15 protein-coding genes are annotated in these 16,425 nt (G+C 59.3%); 8 read left to right on the top strand and 7 right to left on the bottom strand.

All coding sequences use genetic code 11. From position 1 onward, the window contains the following. Positions 1-130: 130 nt before the first annotated feature. From PMI28_RS15365 to PMI28_RS15355, 3 genes are all read left to right on the top strand, one after another. Positions 131-364 carry a hypothetical protein gene (locus PMI28_RS15365; RefSeq protein WP_033063308.1) on the top strand — a complete coding sequence of 78 codons (234 nt, stop codon included), beginning with the start codon at positions 131-133 and terminating at the stop codon, positions 362-364. A 309-nt stretch (positions 365-673) separates the two neighbouring features. Continuing rightward, positions 674-3,559 (top strand): multicopper oxidase domain-containing protein, encoded by a 2,886-nt coding sequence (locus PMI28_RS15360; protein WP_007986639.1) that lies wholly within the window; start codon positions 674-676, stop codon positions 3,557-3,559. Between the two features lie 399 nt (positions 3,560-3,958). Continuing rightward, entirely contained in the window at positions 3,959-5,059 is a 1,101-nt protein-coding gene (locus tag PMI28_RS15355; protein ID WP_007986641.1) for a Gfo/Idh/MocA family protein, read from the top strand. Between the two features lie 4 nt (positions 5,060-5,063). Here PMI28_RS15355 and PMI28_RS15350 read toward each other — a convergent pair whose 3' ends face one another. Next, complete coding sequence (locus PMI28_RS15350) at positions 5,064-5,948, bottom strand: LysR family transcriptional regulator (protein WP_007986643.1); 885 nt, start codon at positions 5,946-5,948, stop codon at positions 5,064-5,066. A gap of 147 nt (positions 5,949-6,095) precedes the next feature. On the opposite strand from PMI28_RS15350, the gene PMI28_RS15345 reads away from it, so the two are divergent. The 4 genes from PMI28_RS15345 to PMI28_RS15330 all read left to right on the top strand — a co-directional run bounded on the left by PMI28_RS15345 (position 6,096) and on the right by PMI28_RS15330 (position 9,630). Then, positions 6,096-7,196, top strand: a complete 1,101-nt coding sequence (locus PMI28_RS15345; protein ID WP_007986645.1) for an alkene reductase — start codon at positions 6,096-6,098, stop codon at positions 7,194-7,196. A gap of 158 nt (positions 7,197-7,354) precedes the next feature. Further along, the gene (locus PMI28_RS15340) at positions 7,355-8,266 is read left to right on the top strand and encodes a LysR family transcriptional regulator (RefSeq protein WP_007986648.1); all 912 of its coding nucleotides are present in this window, start codon (positions 7,355-7,357) and stop codon (positions 8,264-8,266) included. A 137-nt stretch (positions 8,267-8,403) separates the two neighbouring features. Beyond that, positions 8,404-9,162, top strand: a complete 759-nt coding sequence (locus tag PMI28_RS15335) for an SDR family oxidoreductase (protein WP_007986651.1) — start codon at positions 8,404-8,406, stop codon at positions 9,160-9,162. A gap of 66 nt (positions 9,163-9,228) precedes the next feature. Further along, positions 9,229-9,630 (top strand): nuclear transport factor 2 family protein, encoded by a 402-nt coding sequence (locus tag PMI28_RS15330; protein ID WP_007986653.1) that lies wholly within the window; start codon positions 9,229-9,231, stop codon positions 9,628-9,630. A gap of 43 nt (positions 9,631-9,673) precedes the next feature. Here the strand turns inward: PMI28_RS15330 and ctlX are convergent, their stop codons facing one another. From ctlX to PMI28_RS15300, 6 genes are all read right to left on the bottom strand, one after another. Beyond that, the gene (gene ctlX / locus PMI28_RS15325) at positions 9,674-10,612 is read right to left on the bottom strand and encodes a citrulline utilization hydrolase CtlX (RefSeq protein ID WP_007986655.1); all 939 of its coding nucleotides are present in this window, start codon (positions 10,610-10,612) and stop codon (positions 9,674-9,676) included. A gap of 237 nt (positions 10,613-10,849) precedes the next feature. Continuing rightward, positions 10,850-11,329: an Lrp/AsnC family transcriptional regulator gene (locus PMI28_RS15320; protein WP_007974731.1), complete on the bottom strand. Its 480-nt coding sequence runs from the start codon at positions 11,327-11,329 to the stop codon at positions 10,850-10,852. 12 nt (positions 11,330-11,341) lie between these two features. Continuing rightward, positions 11,342-12,103 carry an ABC transporter ATP-binding protein gene (locus tag PMI28_RS15315; RefSeq protein ID WP_007986657.1) on the bottom strand — a complete coding sequence of 254 codons (762 nt, stop codon included), beginning with the start codon at positions 12,101-12,103 and terminating at the stop codon, positions 11,342-11,344. Between the two features lie 57 nt (positions 12,104-12,160). After that, positions 12,161-12,871, bottom strand: coding sequence for an ABC transporter permease (locus PMI28_RS15310; RefSeq protein WP_007986658.1), 711 nt, complete (start codon positions 12,869-12,871; stop codon positions 12,161-12,163). Further along, positions 12,868-13,635: an ABC transporter permease gene (locus tag PMI28_RS15305; RefSeq protein ID WP_007986661.1), complete on the bottom strand. Its 768-nt coding sequence runs from the start codon at positions 13,633-13,635 to the stop codon at positions 12,868-12,870. Before PMI28_RS15305 ends, PMI28_RS15310 begins: the two co-directional genes overlap by 4 nt. A 17-nt stretch (positions 13,636-13,652) precedes the next feature. After that, a complete protein-coding gene (locus PMI28_RS15300; protein WP_033063310.1) occupies positions 13,653-14,432 on the bottom strand; it encodes a transporter substrate-binding domain-containing protein in 780 nt (259 codons plus the stop codon). A gap of 630 nt (positions 14,433-15,062) precedes the next feature. Here PMI28_RS15300 and PMI28_RS15295 point away from each other — a divergent pair. Beyond that, positions 15,063-16,109, top strand: coding sequence for an ornithine cyclodeaminase (locus PMI28_RS15295; RefSeq protein ID WP_007986665.1), 1,047 nt, complete (start codon positions 15,063-15,065; stop codon positions 16,107-16,109). Positions 16,110-16,425: the final 316 nt, after the last annotated feature.

A 16,425-nucleotide genomic window follows, 5' to 3' on the forward strand; every position in this document is an offset into this window, starting at 1 on the left:
CGCAACGACTGATTTTACGACTGCTTCGCAGCCGAACGCAGCCTCGCGGGCTCGGCAGCTGCTACAGATCGCATTACCGTTTGACTGACTGGCATTAGGGCCAGGGTGGACACCACTTCGAAGTAGAGCAATGCGCGCACGCCCACACGGCCCAGAGGAAGACGTGTTCTGGCACATCGAGTGCCCCCACGGCGCCGAAGAAGCAAGGTTGCAGGAAAACCCCGACCAACAAACTCCCCTCACCGCTCCCGATGCACGCTCAACGGCCAAGAGCGGCCGAGGCACCGGAATGGTCGGCTACAACCTCACGCGAATGATGAGTAACTTGGGTATTCAAGGATTGCTCGAAGCGATCAGAGCATGAAACAAGCCCTTCTCGTCAGCCAGCGGCTGACACAGGCCACTAAAGCGCCCCCCCACAATTGCACCCTGTATTGGGGGATACTCCCCGTCATCGGGGCTTTCACCCCGGTTTCTCATGCGCCTGCTCAAAGCCAGCAGACAAGGGGGGCATGGCGTAGAGCCACTGGTCACTTCCTGTCACTTTTGGCAGGGAAGTTGCGTCGTTCCCTTCCCGGCCCGAAATCAATCGTTTCGCCAGCCCGGCCAGGAGCAGTGGCTCGTTGCCCCTGTATTGCCACGCGCTCCGAGGAACCCGTCAGAGGTGTTTGCGATGAAACTAGATACCGAAAGGTCGAAACCTAGTCCATTGTTCAAAACCAGGCTGGCGCTGAGTATCTCTGCTGCCGTGATCATGTTGGGGCTGGGCTTTTCCCAGACCCAGGCAGTCCCCCTCGACAACACCGATCCACCGCCTCCTACCGACCCATCGGCGTTCACCAATCCGCCCGCCGACCCCGATGCCGCATTGCGGGACTTGCTCAAGCTGCCTCCCGCCAACGTCGGGGCCTTCGACTTACCCAATGGCGTGACCGGTAACCGCAAGACCCCCTTGGTCGACAATGTGCTGCCACCCAATCTGCAACCCAGCTTCAACATCCCCACTAACGGCAATGCCAGCCCGGTGTTCGGGGTTCAACCGTTCACCCAGAAGCTTGAGCTTTTCGAGGAGTTCGGCTCGAACAAACTGGATCCGACCGACCCGCCATCACCCGTGCCGTTTCCCGTTCCGACGGTGGGCCCCGCCCCCGCGCAAGATCCATTGAACGTGGCGCGTAGCGGCCCGTCGCCGGATGCGCTGGACGCCTTTCTCAGGCAGCCGGCACTGACGCCCTTCCCGACAGAGTTCTCCAATGTCCTGGACCGCAACCCCTGGAAGGCGCAAATCGAGCTATTCCTCAACCGCCGGGTCGATTCGCCCGCAGAAGGCCGGCCGCCGGGAAAAGGCTGGTCACACCAGCGTTTCAATGAGTTTCTCCCGCGCGACGCCTTCAAGACGGTGCAAGCCGGCGCGCACGTCAACAGCGGCTTGCGTGATCGTATGCAACGACATAACTACGCCGTGGGGGAATTTGCGCCAGGCGGGCTCTACCACAACACCAATGGCAACCCGGTCAACGAGGGCACAACCAAAGGCATTCAAGTGCAGTTTCACCCCAACTTCCCTGTCCAGGACCACAATGCGTTGTGGACATTCGACGGCACCTTTCCGCCCAAACTGCTTCAAGTACGCTATGGCCAGGCGATGCTGATGCGTCATTACGATGCATTGCCCATTGACCCATCGGCCAACCGGGGCTTTGGCCTGCACACCATCAGCACCCATGAGCATAACGGCCACTCGCCCGCGGAAAGCGACGGCTTTGCCAACGCGTTCTTCTTCCCGGGCCAGTACTACGACTATCGCTGGCCGATCCAGTTGGCCGGTTACGACAGCATCAATACCACTGCTGAGGACGCTCGGGCAGCGTTCCCGTGCGACCCCGGTGAAATCCTGTTCGTCAACGACGCCACCCCCGGCTTCAAGACCTGCAACAACGGCACCATCAAGATCCGTGGCGACTGGCGCGAAACCATGAGCAGCCACTGGTTCCACGACCACATGCTCGATTTCACCGCGCAGAATGTCTACAAGGGCAATGCGACGATGATGAACTACTACAGCGCCGTGGACCGTGGCAACGAGTCGGTCGACGACGGGGTCAACCTGCGCTTGCCCAGCGGTTCGGGTCTGGGCTGGGGTAACCGCGACTATGACGTCAATTTGACGATCGCCGACAAGGCCTGGGACCAGACCGGCCAGTTGTGGTTCAACCCCTTCAACACCGACGGTTTTCTCGGTGACCAGGTGCTGACCAACTGGGAGTACAAGCCCTTCCTGGATGTACGTGCCCGCCGCTACCGTTTCCGCATTCTCAACGGATCGGTTTCTCGCTACTTCAAGCTGGCAGTGGTGCGTCAGGTCAATGGCAATGGTGGCGAGTTTCCTGGCCCGAACGGCTCTGGGGTTTCCTATAACCGGGTGCCGTTCCACATGATTGCCAACGACGGCAACATCATGGAGCACGCGGTGCCGTTCGATGGCAGCCTGGACCTCGATGGTGACGGCGACACACAGGACCACAATGCCATTCTGCCGATACAAGGCATTTCCGAACGCTATGACATCGTCATCGACTTCGCGAAAAACGGCATCAAGCTGGGCGACAAGATTTTCTTCGTCAACATCGAGGAGCATGAAAACGGCAAGCGTCCCGAACGTGACATTCCATTGGCGGATGTACTCTCCGGGAAGTACCTGCCCGTTGTCAGGCAAACCAGCCACGGGCCACAGTGGGTCAACGGTGACCCGGGCGTGGGCCTGTTCCTGCAACTGAACGTCCAGCCTTACACCGGCCAGGATGTCAGCCTGAATCCGGTCGACTACGAGCCCGCCAAGCCTGGCAAGCCCGAGGGCAGGTTCATGATCCCCCTGCCCTTGCACCGTGATGACCCTGCCGATATCGCGCGGCTTGCCCAGGCGCGGCACCGCACCTTTATCTTTGGCCGCTCCAACGGCACCGATGAGACGCCCTGGACGATCAAGACCGATGGCGGTGAAGGCTTCCCCATGGACCCGCGCCGGATTTCAGCCGCGCCACAACTGGCCACTGGCCCGACACCGGCAGGGTTCAAGGGGGAAGGCACGCTGGAAATCTGGAAGATCCAGAACGGCGGCAATGGCTGGACTCACCCGGTGCATGTGCACTTCGAGGAAGGGATCATTCTCACTCGAGGCGGCAAACCGCCACCAGAATGGGAAAAAGGCGCACGCAAAGATATCTACAATGTAGGCCGCCATCCTGAGAGCCTCGACAATGTCGAAATGGCCATACGTATCCGTGAGTTTGCCGGTACCTACATGGAGCACTGCCACAACACCCAGCATGAAGACACGTCGATGCTGCTGCGCTGGGACTCTGAGCATCCGGGCCAGTTCCAGTTGATGCCCACACCCTTGCCCAGTTGGGACGGCGTGAAATTCGTGGCCTCGGTGGCGTTACCGACATTCCGTACGGGGGATGGCGTCGGGCCTCAGGTCAAGTTCAACAATGACCAAGGAAGTAGCAGTGGCAGTGGCAGTGGCAGTAGTAGTGGCAGCAGCGGAGGCAAAGGCTAGCGTCGCCTATCAAACGGCTGGTCATCGCGTCGGCGAACGCAAAAAACCGCTTACATAATCGTTTCAATTCCAAAGCCGCCTGTCATCACAGTCGGCTTTGGGGCGATTACAGCCTCTTGGCTTGTCATGAGCCGTGAGCCTCCCGCGAACTCAGTGTGTGCGTGATCATCGATCATGGGTTCCGGCCAAACTCCGCGCGTAGCCTGTCGCCCTGATGCGGAGTATTCCGGACACCAGCGTCCGAAGTGTTCGGATCTCTAGCGCATTTTTCCCGACTGCATCTCTTCCTACACTCGGTGACTGGGCTTTTTATCCCGGCCGACAAACAACCCTTGTCGCTCGGTTCGGCCGCCGCCCAGCAGCGCAACCTTTCCCTTCAAGCCAGGTTCAGGAGCTTCCATGACCATGTCATCCAAAATTCGAGTGGGTCTCATTGGCGTCGGTAATTGGGCCGAGTACGGTCACTTGCCTGCCCTCCAGTTGCTTCCCGACTATGAGCTGACGGCAGTCCACAGTCGCAATCCGGATAAAGCCGCCGAGTTGGCAGATCGCCACGGCATCCGCTTTGCACTCGATACCGTGGAGGCACTGGTCAACCATCCGGAAGTGGATCTGGTGATCGTGCTTAACACGGCACCACAGCACGAGGCCACCGTACGGGCAGCCATCGCAGCTGGCAAAGATGTGTACTGCGAATGGCCGCTGACTCCCAGCAAGGCCGTGTCGCAGGAACTGATGGCGCTTGCCGAGAAGGCTGGCGTTCGGCACATCGTCGGATTGCAGCGACGACTGAATCCGGACTATCGCTACGTACGCGACCTGTTAAAGGATGGCTACATCGGGGAACTTCGTTCAGTACGGCTGCATGTCAGCGTCGAATACTTCCAGCGCGAACGCATGGCCGCCCTGCACTTCACCATCCCGCCGGAGAACTTCTCCAGCCTGCTTTCCATTTATGGCGGTCACTATTTCGATGCGGTGTTCAGCATGCTGGGCCATCCGGAGAGCATCAGCGCACTGACCGTCAACCAGTTCCCGGAAGTGACGCTGATCGAGACAGGTGAAGTACTGAAACACACAACGGCCGACCAGATTCTGGTCAACGGTACCTTCTCCAACGGCGCTGTGCTGACGGTCCATATCGAAGCAGGGAAACGCAACAACTATGGCATGCAGCTGGACCTGACCGGCACCCGAGGCGATCTCAAGATCTGGAACACCACCAGTTTTGGCGACCACTTCAATACTATTGAAGCGGCCCAGGGCGACTCGCAACCCATGCACACGCTCACTGTGCCGTCGAGCTACAACTGGCTGCCGGAGAATGACCTGGGCGGCAGCCAGCAGGAACTGGCCAATTTGTATGCCGCCTACGCCAGGGATGTGCGCGACGGTACCCACGTTGCACCGACCATGGCGGATGCCCTGCGCATGCACGAATTGATCGATGCCATCGAAATCTCCAACCGTGACGGCGTGCGCCTGAAGCTGCAGGCGTAAGCGATCAGATGCGCAAGTGCGCACTCATGTAGTCAATGAAAACGCGCAACTTGGGTGAGGCATAACGGCTGGCTGACCACAGCATCCAGAAGACGACTTCGCGGTCAATGTAATCGTCCAGCACTGTGACCAGCTGGCCGCTTTCCAGCGCTTCGCGCACCAGGAAAGCCGGCAGAAAGGCAACCCCCCTGCCCTGAATCGCGGCGTAAGCAAGAGGCTCGATTGTGTTCGACGTCATCGTGGCGGGCAGCACCAGTTCAGCCTCGGAGGGTTCGAGCCGCAGCGGCCAACGTTCCAGCTTTCCCGTTGCGGGGAATTTGTGCTGCAGGCATGAATGGCGTTCCAGTTCACGCGGATAAGTGGGTACACCATGCCGCTTGAGATACGTCGGCGACGCCACCAGCACATGTGCGCAGGAACCCAGGCGGCGCGCGGTCAAGCGAGAATCGGTTTGCTCGCCGGTGCGAATCACCGCGTCGAACCCCTCCTCGATCACATCGACCATGCGGTCGCAAAAATCGATATCCAGTTCGACTTCCGGATACCGCTCCATGAACCCGTCAAAGGCCGGCATCATCAGGTCGCCGAGTAGAGGCGTGCCCACCCGAAGCCGTCCACGTGGACTGCCAGCCAGGCCTGACAGCTCGGATTCGGCAGCGGTGAGCTCACTGAGGATGCGGCGGCAGCGCTCAAGGAACAGCGTCCCCTCGGCCGTCAGCGTGACGCTGCGTGTGCTGCGATGAAACAGCCGCACATGCAAGCGTTCCTCCATCCGGGCAATGGTTTTGCCCACGGTCGAGGACGACACCCCCAACTGCCGGGCGGACTCGGTAAAGCTGCGCGTTTCGGCAACCTGCACGAACGTTGAGATGCCATTCAGACTTTCCATCACTTTTCCTGCCTGCTCCGGTAGAACCCCACCAACAGGGCGGGATTACGGAAAAAACATCCGAAATGTTCGGCATCGCGGGATATTTTTCTCCGCGAATTTTACGCCTACATTGCGCCCATCCCACCACTGATAGGTATCGATGTCATGTCCAAACTGCACACGAGCATCCAGATAGGCCCACACCAGATTTCCCATCGCGTCGTTCTGGCGCCACTGACCCGCATGCGTGCCGAGCCGGGCGACATCCCTGGCCCGCTGATGGCCGAGTACTACGCCCAACGTACCACCGCCGGTGGCCTGCTGATCGGCGAAGCCACTATCGCCGCCGCCAATGGTAACGGATACCTCGGTGCTCCCGGCTTGTATGACGATAGCCAAATCGCCGGCTGGAAGCTCGTGACTGACGCCGTTCATGCCAAGGGCGGTACAATCTTTCTGCAGCTCTATCATGCGGGGCGCCAGTCCAATAGCCTCTTGCAGCCGGACGGCGGCCAGCCAGTGGCCCCTTCCGTCGTTGACCACGGCGGCCTCGCCTTCACCGAGACTGGCTGGACCCCCGCCAGCCCGGCGCGCGAACTGACCATCGCTGACATCCACGGGCTGGTGGACAGCTTCCGCGCCGCGGCCGAACGCGGTATCGCTGCCGGATTCGACGGCGTGGAGATTCACTCGGCCAACGGCTACCTGTTCGATCAATTCCTGCAGGACGGCAGCAACAAACGTACGGATATCTACGGTGGCTCGTTCGAGAACCGCAGCCGGTTCCTGCTGGAAGCGGTAGAGGCGGTGATCTCTGTCTGGGGCAGCAATCGGGTGGCGGTGCGTCTGGGGCCGAGCGGCAATTTCGGCGATATGTCCGACAGCGACCCCATTGGCCTGTTCACCTATGTCGCGCGCGAACTGAACAAGCTGGACCTCGCCTATCTGCACCTGATCGAGCCACGCATCCTGGGTCTCATCGAAGACGAGCGCCGGGACCAGAATCCGGTGGCGTCTCAACTCATCCGCCAGCACTACAAGGGCACCCTTATCGCGGCGGGCGGTTTCTCCGGTGAATCGGCCAACGCGATCCTCGAGGCCGGCGATGCAGACCTGGTCGCGTTCGGCCGCCACTTCATCGCCAACCCTGACTTGCCAGAGCGCCTGCGCAACGGCTGGCCGCTGAACCCGTACGACCGCGAGTCGTTCTTCGGCGGCACGGAAGTGGGTTACACGGACTATCCTTTCCACACTGAAGTTGCGTGATAATTTTCGCCACTGGTAACTGGGGCCACAGTGCCCCAGCTGCCTCCCCGCAAAAAATCAATCACCCAAGCAGCGATGCGCCAGCTTACTGCCCCGTTTCAGCGTAGCTTCTACCAGCGGACTCAAGGTGCATGCTGGCTGTTGGATGGAGCTAACGCATGAAAGACCTTTTCTCCTACAGGCTTTTCACAAGGGTGGCGCGACTGGGCAGCTTTTCGGCCGCGGCACGCGAAGTGGGTCTTTCTCAATCCCAGGTCTCCAGGATTGTGGCCGAGCTCGAAGCCGATCTTGGCACCCTGCTGCTGGCGAGATCGACACGTGCTGTCATACCGACTGAGGCAGGGGCGGATTTTCTCTCGCGCATGGAACCCATCCTCGTCGCGGTGGAAGAAGCAGAGCAAAGCGTTCGCGGCGGCCAGGAGCTGCGAGGCGTGGTGCGGATCAGCATGCCAACGAGCATCGGCGTACGGGAAATCATTCCGCGTATAGCGCCGTTCGCAGCGATACACCCCAACCTGCATATCCAGGTCCTGCTCGCCGATCATTGGCAGGATCTGGTGCGCGAAAATATCGATGTAGCAATAAGGTTGGGACGGCTGATTGATTCCAGTGCAACGAGCCGTCAGATCATGACGATCTCCAGATTTATCCTCGCCTCACCCTCCTACTTGCGCGCCGCCGGGGAGCCGACTACGCCTGAGGACCTGCAATCCCATCGAATCATCGCCGGTCCAGCCTCGACGGTCCCGAGCGGGTGGATGTTCAAACGCGACGGCGAGACCAGGACGATTCAGCTCGAAGCGCACTTCTCGACCGATGAAAACGAAGGTGCTGTCGCGGCGGCAACTGCCGGTTTAGGGATTACATCGACAACGGCCTGGGCGTGTCGGCGGGAGCTTGAAAGCGGTGAACTCGTCACCCTGCTCACCGATTGGGAAACCGAATCCGTCCCGGTTCATGCCTACTTCCCCCACGGCTCGCGTACCCGCAGGGCCGGCCGCGCCCTGATCGAACATCTTGTCGCCAGCCTGCTTGACGATGCCGGCGGTGCCTATGCATCCGACGCATAGAAGATAGCCAGCCACAGCGTCTACTCCGATCCCGCCGAAGCTGCCAGTTTAGCGCCATACCCCGCGACGCAGCGGTCGAGCTGATCGGCCTGGCAGCGTGGCGGACGCCCTGACTTTATCGTTCAAGGAAATTCCTCATGCGCATGACTGGCAATACGATCTTCATCACTGGCGGCGGCTCCGGCATCGGTCAAGGCCTGGCGGAAGCCTTCCACAAGCTTGGCAATAAAGTGATCATCTCCGGACGGCGCAAGGATCGACTGCAGCAGACGCTCGACGCCAACCCCGGCATGGCAGCCATCGAGCTCGACATCAACGACACGGCCAGCATCCAGGCAGCAGCGCAGCACCTCACCGCCCATTACCCTGAGCTCAACGTGTTGATCAATAATGCCGGCATCATGCTGCTCGATCATGCCGAAGGTCCGGTGGACGATGAGCTTGCCCTCTTGACTGTCACCACAAACCTGCTGGGTCCGATCCGCATGACTTCGGCGCTGGTCGAGCATCTGAAGGCCAAACCGGATGCGGTCATCGTCAACGTCTCCTCGGTGCTCGGCTTCGTGCCAATGGCCGTGACGGCGGTCTATTCGGCAACCAAGGCGGCGTTGCACTCCTACACCTTGTCACAGCGCTACCTGCTGCGCGAACACGGCGTCCAACTGGTCGAGATCGCACCACCGTGGGTACGCACCGAGTTGCTCAACAGCAGCGAGGAAGAACGCGCCATTCCCCTCGACCAGTTCATTACAGAAGCGATGAAACAGTTCGAAAGCGGTGCGGACGAAATCCTCGTCGCTCCGGCCGATGCCATGCGCGCCAATCCTGGCCCGAACGAGCATGCCTGGGTCAACGGCTTCAACGACATGATCGCAAACGGACCGGCTTTCGGTTGAGACCATAAGGCAATATTGGGCGGCCCTGCAGCCGCCTACCTTTCACATTGCAAGCAGGATCAGACCATGACTTCACGTACCCCCGCCGAGAACAAGACCATCGTCCTCGAAGGCTTCGCAACCCTGTTCAATCGCAAGGATCTGGCGGCGGCCGAACGCTTCTGGTCACCCTCCTATATCCAGCACAGTGCCCATGTGCCCCCGGGGCGCGAGGGTCTGTTCGAGCTGGTCGCCGCAGGATCGCCCGATATGCGTTATGAATGCCAGCTGGCAGTCGCTGAAGGCGACTTCGTCATGTTGCACGGTCGCTTTACCGGACTCGGTCAACCGGCGAACTGGGTCGTTGTCGATATCCTGCGCCTCGAAGACGGGGTGATGGTCGAACACTGGGATGTGATCCAGGACGAGGCGACACGCGAAGGTTCCGCCGGCGGATACCCCATGTTTGGAGATCAGTTCCCCGGCTAACGCGCCTTACCATCTCGCCCGGCGGTCGTTGCCGGGCGGACGATCATCGCACTTGTTCTTCGGTGGACGAATGCCTGGGCAGGAACACCTCGGCCAGCATGCAACGTGCGCTGCCGCCACCGATGCGTTCGATGGTGTCGATGTTCACCGGCAACGGCGTGGTGTGAGTTTCGATCAAGCGACGCTGATCGGCGTCCAGGGATTGCCAGGCGGTGCGCGACATCACCAGCAGCGGCTCGCCCGCTGCGTTGTGCACTTGCAGCATGTTGCCGGCAAAGGACTCCAGTTGCGCCCAGTTCAAGGCGATGACCTGTTTGCCGCTGGTTTCGAGTCGGTTACGCAGCGCCGCACGTTCGCCCGGCTGGGGCACGGATGCCAGGCAAACCACCGCCAGACGAGTGCCGACACTCATCATCACATTGGTGTGATAAATCGCCACGCCTTGGCGGTCCACCGCGTTGAACGCACACAGCTCATAGCCCAGATGACTGACCAACTGATCCAGTGCCCGGGCGTGGGTGCGGGTCGAGTACCCTGCGTAGCAGATCTGCTGTTGCCGATCCAGGACCATGCTGCCGGTGCCCTCCAGGAAAACCTCCTGCTCTTCGAGGCTGGACAGGTCCAGCACCTGCTCGACCCGATATTCATCCAGCAACCCGTCGAGCACACCTTTGTCCCGTTCCAGACGCCGGTTGTGGCCCTGCATCGGGTACAGCACCAAGGTGCCGTCCGGGTGGCTGCTCCACCAGTTGTTGGGGAAGATCGAATCCGGGGTGTGCGGCGCTTCGCGATCGTTATGCACCAGGACTTCAACGCCGTGCCGGCGCAACGCGTCGACATAGCCATCGAACTCGGCAAGGGCCTTGAGTTGAACGTCTTCAGTTACTGTTGCCGGACGCTGGAAACGGTTGTTCGCCGCCGTGTCCTGATTGAAGGAGAAACGTGTCGGGCGAATCATTAAAACCGTATTGGTGGTTTGCATGGGCACAGACTCAATGAGGGACGAGAGAGGCTCATTGTCTGTTTCAAAGGGGGAAAAACCCGGTTGATAACGGCTTTTTCGGTGATCAAAACGGCTGAAGATTCTGACCCCTTCAGCCGATTCGGTGAACAACACAAATCAAATGTGGGAGCGGGCTTGCTCGCGAAGGCGGTGTGTCATCCAACATCAATATCGACTGACACACCGCCTTCGCGAGCAAGCCCGCTCCCACAGTGCCTATTCCATCGTGGTCTTGACCATCGCCAGTTCCGGGTGGCTGACCAGTTTGTCGATGTGCAAATCCGGGTCGTCAAACCAGACTTCGGTCAACACCCGGTAATGCTCCATATCACGGCAGCGCATGCGCAGGCTGTAGTCGAACGCGCCGCTTATAAGGCGACATTCCAGCACCTGCGGGCAGGCCCGAACCTTGGCCTCGAAGGCCTTTTGCGCCGCGCGTCCGCTCTGGTTCGACAACGCCACCAGCACCAGCAACGACAAACCCGGCGTCAGTTTCTTCTCGTCGAGAATCGCGCCATAGCCGCGAATGACCCCAAGCTGTTCCAGCTTGCGCACTCGTTCCAGACAAGGCCTGGGGGTCAGGTGCACGCGCTCGGAAAGCTTTTGATAAGTGATGCGCCCTTCGTGGCGCAACACTTCAATGATTGCCTGATCGATACGATCAAGCACGATCGACAGATCGCGGATATCCGCCATGTACGCCTTGCCTCACTTCAAACGACCCGATAGAAATTGCTGCAAACGTTCACTGTTTGGCCGGTCGAGTATCGTAGCATCACCCTGCTCCTCAACCCGGCCCTGATGCAAGAACAACACCTGGCTGGAGACCTGCCGGGCAAAGCCCATTTCGTGGGTCACCATCAACATGGTCCGGCCTTCTTCGGCCAGCGCCTGAATCACCTTCAGCACTTCACCCACCAGTTCCGGGTCGAGCGCCGAGGTGGGCTCGTCGAACAACAGGATTTCCGGTTCCACCGCCAGGGCACGGGCAATCGCTACCCGTTGTTGCTGCCCGCCCGACAGAAACGCCGGGTACTGATCGGCCACCCGTTGCGGCAGGCCGACTTTATCCAGATACGCCCGTGCGCTCTCTTCGGCGGCCTTGCGACTCATGCCCAGGACTCGACACGGCGCCAGCACGATGTTCTCCAGCACGGTCAGGTGACTCCACAGATTGAAATGCTGGAACACCATCGCCAGTCGCGTGCGCAAACGCTGTAACTGCTTCGGGTTGGCAACGCGCATGCCGCCAACGCCCTGACGGGTGAGAACTCGCTCGCCATCCAGAGCAATGGCGCCTTCGTCCGCACGTTCCAGAAAGTTGATGCAGCGCAGCATGGTGCTTTTACCCGATCCGCTGGCGCCGATCATGCTCACCACGTCCCCTGCCCGCGCATTCAACGAGACGCCCTTGAGCACTTCATTGTCACCAAAACGTTTATACAGATTTTCAACCGTGAGTTTGTACATGCGAATACTCCTGGAGCCGCGCCCTCATCGAGCGCAGCTCTGGGTAGAAATGGAATTTTAGTGGGCTGGGCCGAGAAAACTCAGCCAGCGCTTCTCTGCCAGGCGGAACGCAGCGACCAGCCCGAACGACAGCACGAGGTACAGCAGACCGGCAATGCCAAATGCCTGGAACGTCATGAAGGTCGCCGCATTGGCGTCTCGGGCGATTTTCAGGATGTCTGGAATCGTTGCGGTAAATGCCACCGATGTCGCATGCAACATCAGGATCACTTCGTTGCTGTAGTACGGCAGCGCGCGGCGCAGCGCCGAAGGCAGGATCAGTTGCAGATACAGGCGCCAGCCACTCAGGCCATAGGCATGTGCTGCTTCGATTTCACCGTAGGGAATGCTGCGGATCGCTCCGGCGAAAATTTCCACGGTGTAAGCGCAGGTGTTGAGGGTGAACGCCAACAAGGTGCAATTCATGGCGTCGCGGAAAAACGCTTCGAGCAAAGGCTGCGAACGTACCACGGCGATGCCGTAGATCCCGCTGTAGCAAATCAGCAACTGGATATACAACGGCGTGCCGCGAAAAATGTAGGTAAACAGCTGAACCGGCCAACGCAAAACACCCCAGCGCGAGACACGCAAGATCGCCAGGGGCAACGACAGGAAAAACCCCATGGCAATACTCGCCACCAACAACCACAGGGTCATCGCCAATCCGGTGAGGCTTTCACCGTCGCTGAACAGAAAGGGTTTCCAGTATTCGGCAATCAACTCGATCATCGCGCCATCCCCCGCACACCCTGGTTGTAGCGCCGTTCCAGCACGCGCAAAACGTAGTTCGAAGCACTGGTGATCAGCAGATAAAGCGCGGCGGCCAGCAGCAGGAAATCAAGCATGTTGAACGTACTTTTTCCGGCCTCCTGCGCGACTTTGACCAGGTCCGACAAACCGATGATCGACACCAGCGCCGTGGCCTTGAGCAGCACCAGCCAGTTGTTGCCAAGGCTCGGCAAGGCGAAACGCATCATTTGCGGGAACACCACGAAACGAAAGCGCTGCCAACGGTTCAGGCCAAAGCACGCCGCGGCTTCCTGCTGCCCACGCGGCACACTCAAAATTGCCCCGCGAAAGGTCTCGGTGAAATACGCCCCGTAGATAAAGCCGAGGGTGATGATGCCGGCCACAAACGGGTCGATTTCCATGTAGGGCCAGCCCATGGCCTCGGTCAGGGCGCTGAGCCAGCCTTGCAGGCTGTAGAAAATCAGCAACATCAACACCAGGTCGGGCACGCCACGGATCAGCGTTGTGTAAAAGGTTGCCGGTATATTCAGCAGTTTCAGGGGCGACAGTTTGGCCGCCGCGCCGAGCAGCCCCAGCGCCATGCTCACCAGCAGCGCGAGCGCTGAGAGTTTGAGGGTGACCCAGGTGCCATGCAGCAACAATGGGCCATAGCCTTGCAGGGCCGAAAGATCGACCCCGATCAGATTCAGGAAGGAGTTCACGCCAGTCACCTGTCTTGAGGCGCCCCGGTCGCTGCAATACATCGACCGGGGCGCGGGGATCAGTTGTTGTAGAGGTCCAGATCGCCGAAGTGTTTCTGCTGGATCTGCGCGTAGATGCCCTTGTCGTGCAGGGCCTTGATGGCGGCATTGAGCATGCCTTTGAGCTCTTCGTTGTCCTTGCGCACACCAATGGCGATTTCTGACGGCACCAACGGGTCACTGATGCCTTCGCTGTTTTGGAACTCGGCCCCTTGTGGCGAGGTCAGGAAGCTCATCTGTGCTTGCAGCTTGTCCTGGATCGACGCATCGAGACGGCCAAAAACCAGGTCGGCATAGACCTGATCCTGATTCTGATAGGCCCGCAGTTTCACCCCGCCCGGCGCCAGTTTGGCCTTGGCGTAGGTTTCCTGAATCGTGCCCTGCATGTAACCGATGGTTTTGCCGCGCAGCGATTCGGCGGTCGGCAGCAGTCCGGAGTCTTTGCGGGTGACTATGGCGGTCGGTCCGGCGTACAGGCGATCGGTAAAGTCGATCTGTTTTTTGCGCGCATCGGTAACGGTCATCGAAGATTCGATGGCATCGAACTTACCGGCCTTGAGCCCCGGAATCAGCCCGTCGAAGTCATTGCTGACCCACACACAGGTCAGTTTCAACTCGGTACATATCGCATTGCCCAGATCCACGCCAAAGCCCTGAACCCCGCCATCGGCCGTGGTGGATTCAAAAGGTGGGTAACTTGGGTTGACGCCAAATCGCAGCTCCTTCCATTCCTTGGCGCTGGCGCCCGTGGTGCAGCACAGCAAAGCGAGTGCCGGCAAAGTCAGCCATTTGATGTTCATCTTCTTGAGTCCCGGATTATTTGGATTTATCGCGATCCGGCGCCTGCGTCGGACCACACTTTTTGACAGGGGCAGAGAGTCGATGCGGTCTTCACCGCAGCCGTTTTTGTTGTTGTTTTCGACTGGAAGCAGCCAGTCGTCGGAGTTGCACCCCATCTCAGGCAGCGATCAACAAGCGCTTGAAATGGACCGCCAGAATGCCAATTGCCGGGATGGTGCTGGTGTCGTATCCCTACGCTCAAACAGCGTGCCTGTGCTGAACGACGGACTTTTACAGCCGATTCTGTCGTCTGCTCCAAGTCTCTGTTTCTCCACTTAATGGGAGCGGCACAGGAAATGCGATTGTCTTTGTGGCGTTCTTTATTTGCATAACGATGCTTCGTGAAGCACTTGGCGTTTCAGCCGGGCGAACGAGGTGCGAGTAGTAACTGTCACTTGGCCGATTCGGCTGTGCGTGATCTGTTTTTCGACTTCTCTCGCTGTGCCCAGGGTCAGTATTGGCCGAAATCTTCTCTCCATTGCCTCGACAATAGGTCCGTTGCAAACACATGGACCGCCTCCTGAGTCTCAGCCGCCAAAGCGCAAGGTCGTCCAGACCGGCACACAAAAAAAAGCCCAAAGGAACCCAATATGACCCGTTACATTGACGTCAATGATCTGAGCCGTCTCGTCCAGGAAAAAGGCTTGCCTCGGTGCCTGACCGAAATGGCCGAGTACATCCGTCAAGACTACGTACGCTGGCCGGATTTCGAAAAATGCGCGCGCCTGGCGAACCACTCGCCGGAGGGTGTCATCGAGCTGATGCCGGTGTCTGATGCCTCGCTCTACGCCTTCAAATATGTCAACGGACATCCGAAGAACACCCACAATGGCATGCTGACGGTCATGGCGTTTGGTGCACTGGGAGACGTCGATACCGGCAAGCCGGTTTTACTGAGTGAAATGACACTGACTACCGCCATTCGCACCGCCGCCACTTCTGCACTCGCCGCCCGCTACCTCGCCCGACCGGACAGTCGCCGAATGGCACTCATCGGCAACGGCTCACAGAGCGAATTCCAGGCCCTGGCATTTCATACACTGCTGGGCATTACTGAAATCAGTCTCTACGACATCGATCCTGCGGCAACGGCGAAGCTGGTAGCCAACCTGCGGGCCTATCCAGCGATACAGGTGAGCGTTGCCAAAAGCGTCGCCGAAGCGGTCCGTGGTGCCGATATCGTGACCACGGTCACGGCCGACAAGGCCTACGCAACGATTTTAACGCCTGAGATGATCGAGCCCGGGATGCACCTCAACGCAGTGGGCGGCGATTGTCCCGGCAAGACCGAATTGCACCGGGATATCGTGGAGCGTGCGCGAGTCATGGTTGAGTACGAGCCGCAAAGCCGAATTGAAGGGGAAATTCAGCAGATGCCCGCCGACTCTCCGGTTATCGAATTCTGGAAAGTCATCACTGGTCAGACCCCAGGTCGCCAGCATACCGAGGAAGTCACCTTGTTCGACTCGGTCGGCTTCGCCATCGAGGACTACTCCGCCTTGCGCTATGTGCTGGATGTTGCAAGAACACTCAACATTGGCAGCGATATCCAACTGGTGCCAGACCTGCAAGATCCCAAGAACCTGTTCTCGCTGCTACAGCCTTCAGCAAACGACGATGTAAGGCTTCGAGCTTAATACCACTCGCACTTCAAAGTGTTCACCTGGCGGCCCCTTCGGCTGCCAGGCGCAACCCTGAACTATCTCTCGTCGTTTGAGCCTTTTTACAGCGCCATCCGCTGCGCGAGCCATCTGGTTCCACTAATGCCAGTCTGTTAAGCAATTTCAGCCGCGACACCCTTTGTAGCAGCTGCCGAGCGCGCGAGGCTGCGTTCGGCTGCATAGCAGCCGAGAGTCCGGCTGATGCGGCCTGCCTGACGTACCGCAATTGCTGATTTTACGACTGCTTCGCAGCCGAACGCAGCCTCGCGCGCTCGGCAGCTGCTACAGATCG

Origin of the sequence: Pseudomonas sp. GM48 (assembly GCF_000282335.1) — a bacterium.
In the GTDB taxonomy this organism is placed as follows: domain Bacteria; phylum Pseudomonadota; class Gammaproteobacteria; order Pseudomonadales; family Pseudomonadaceae; genus Aquipseudomonas.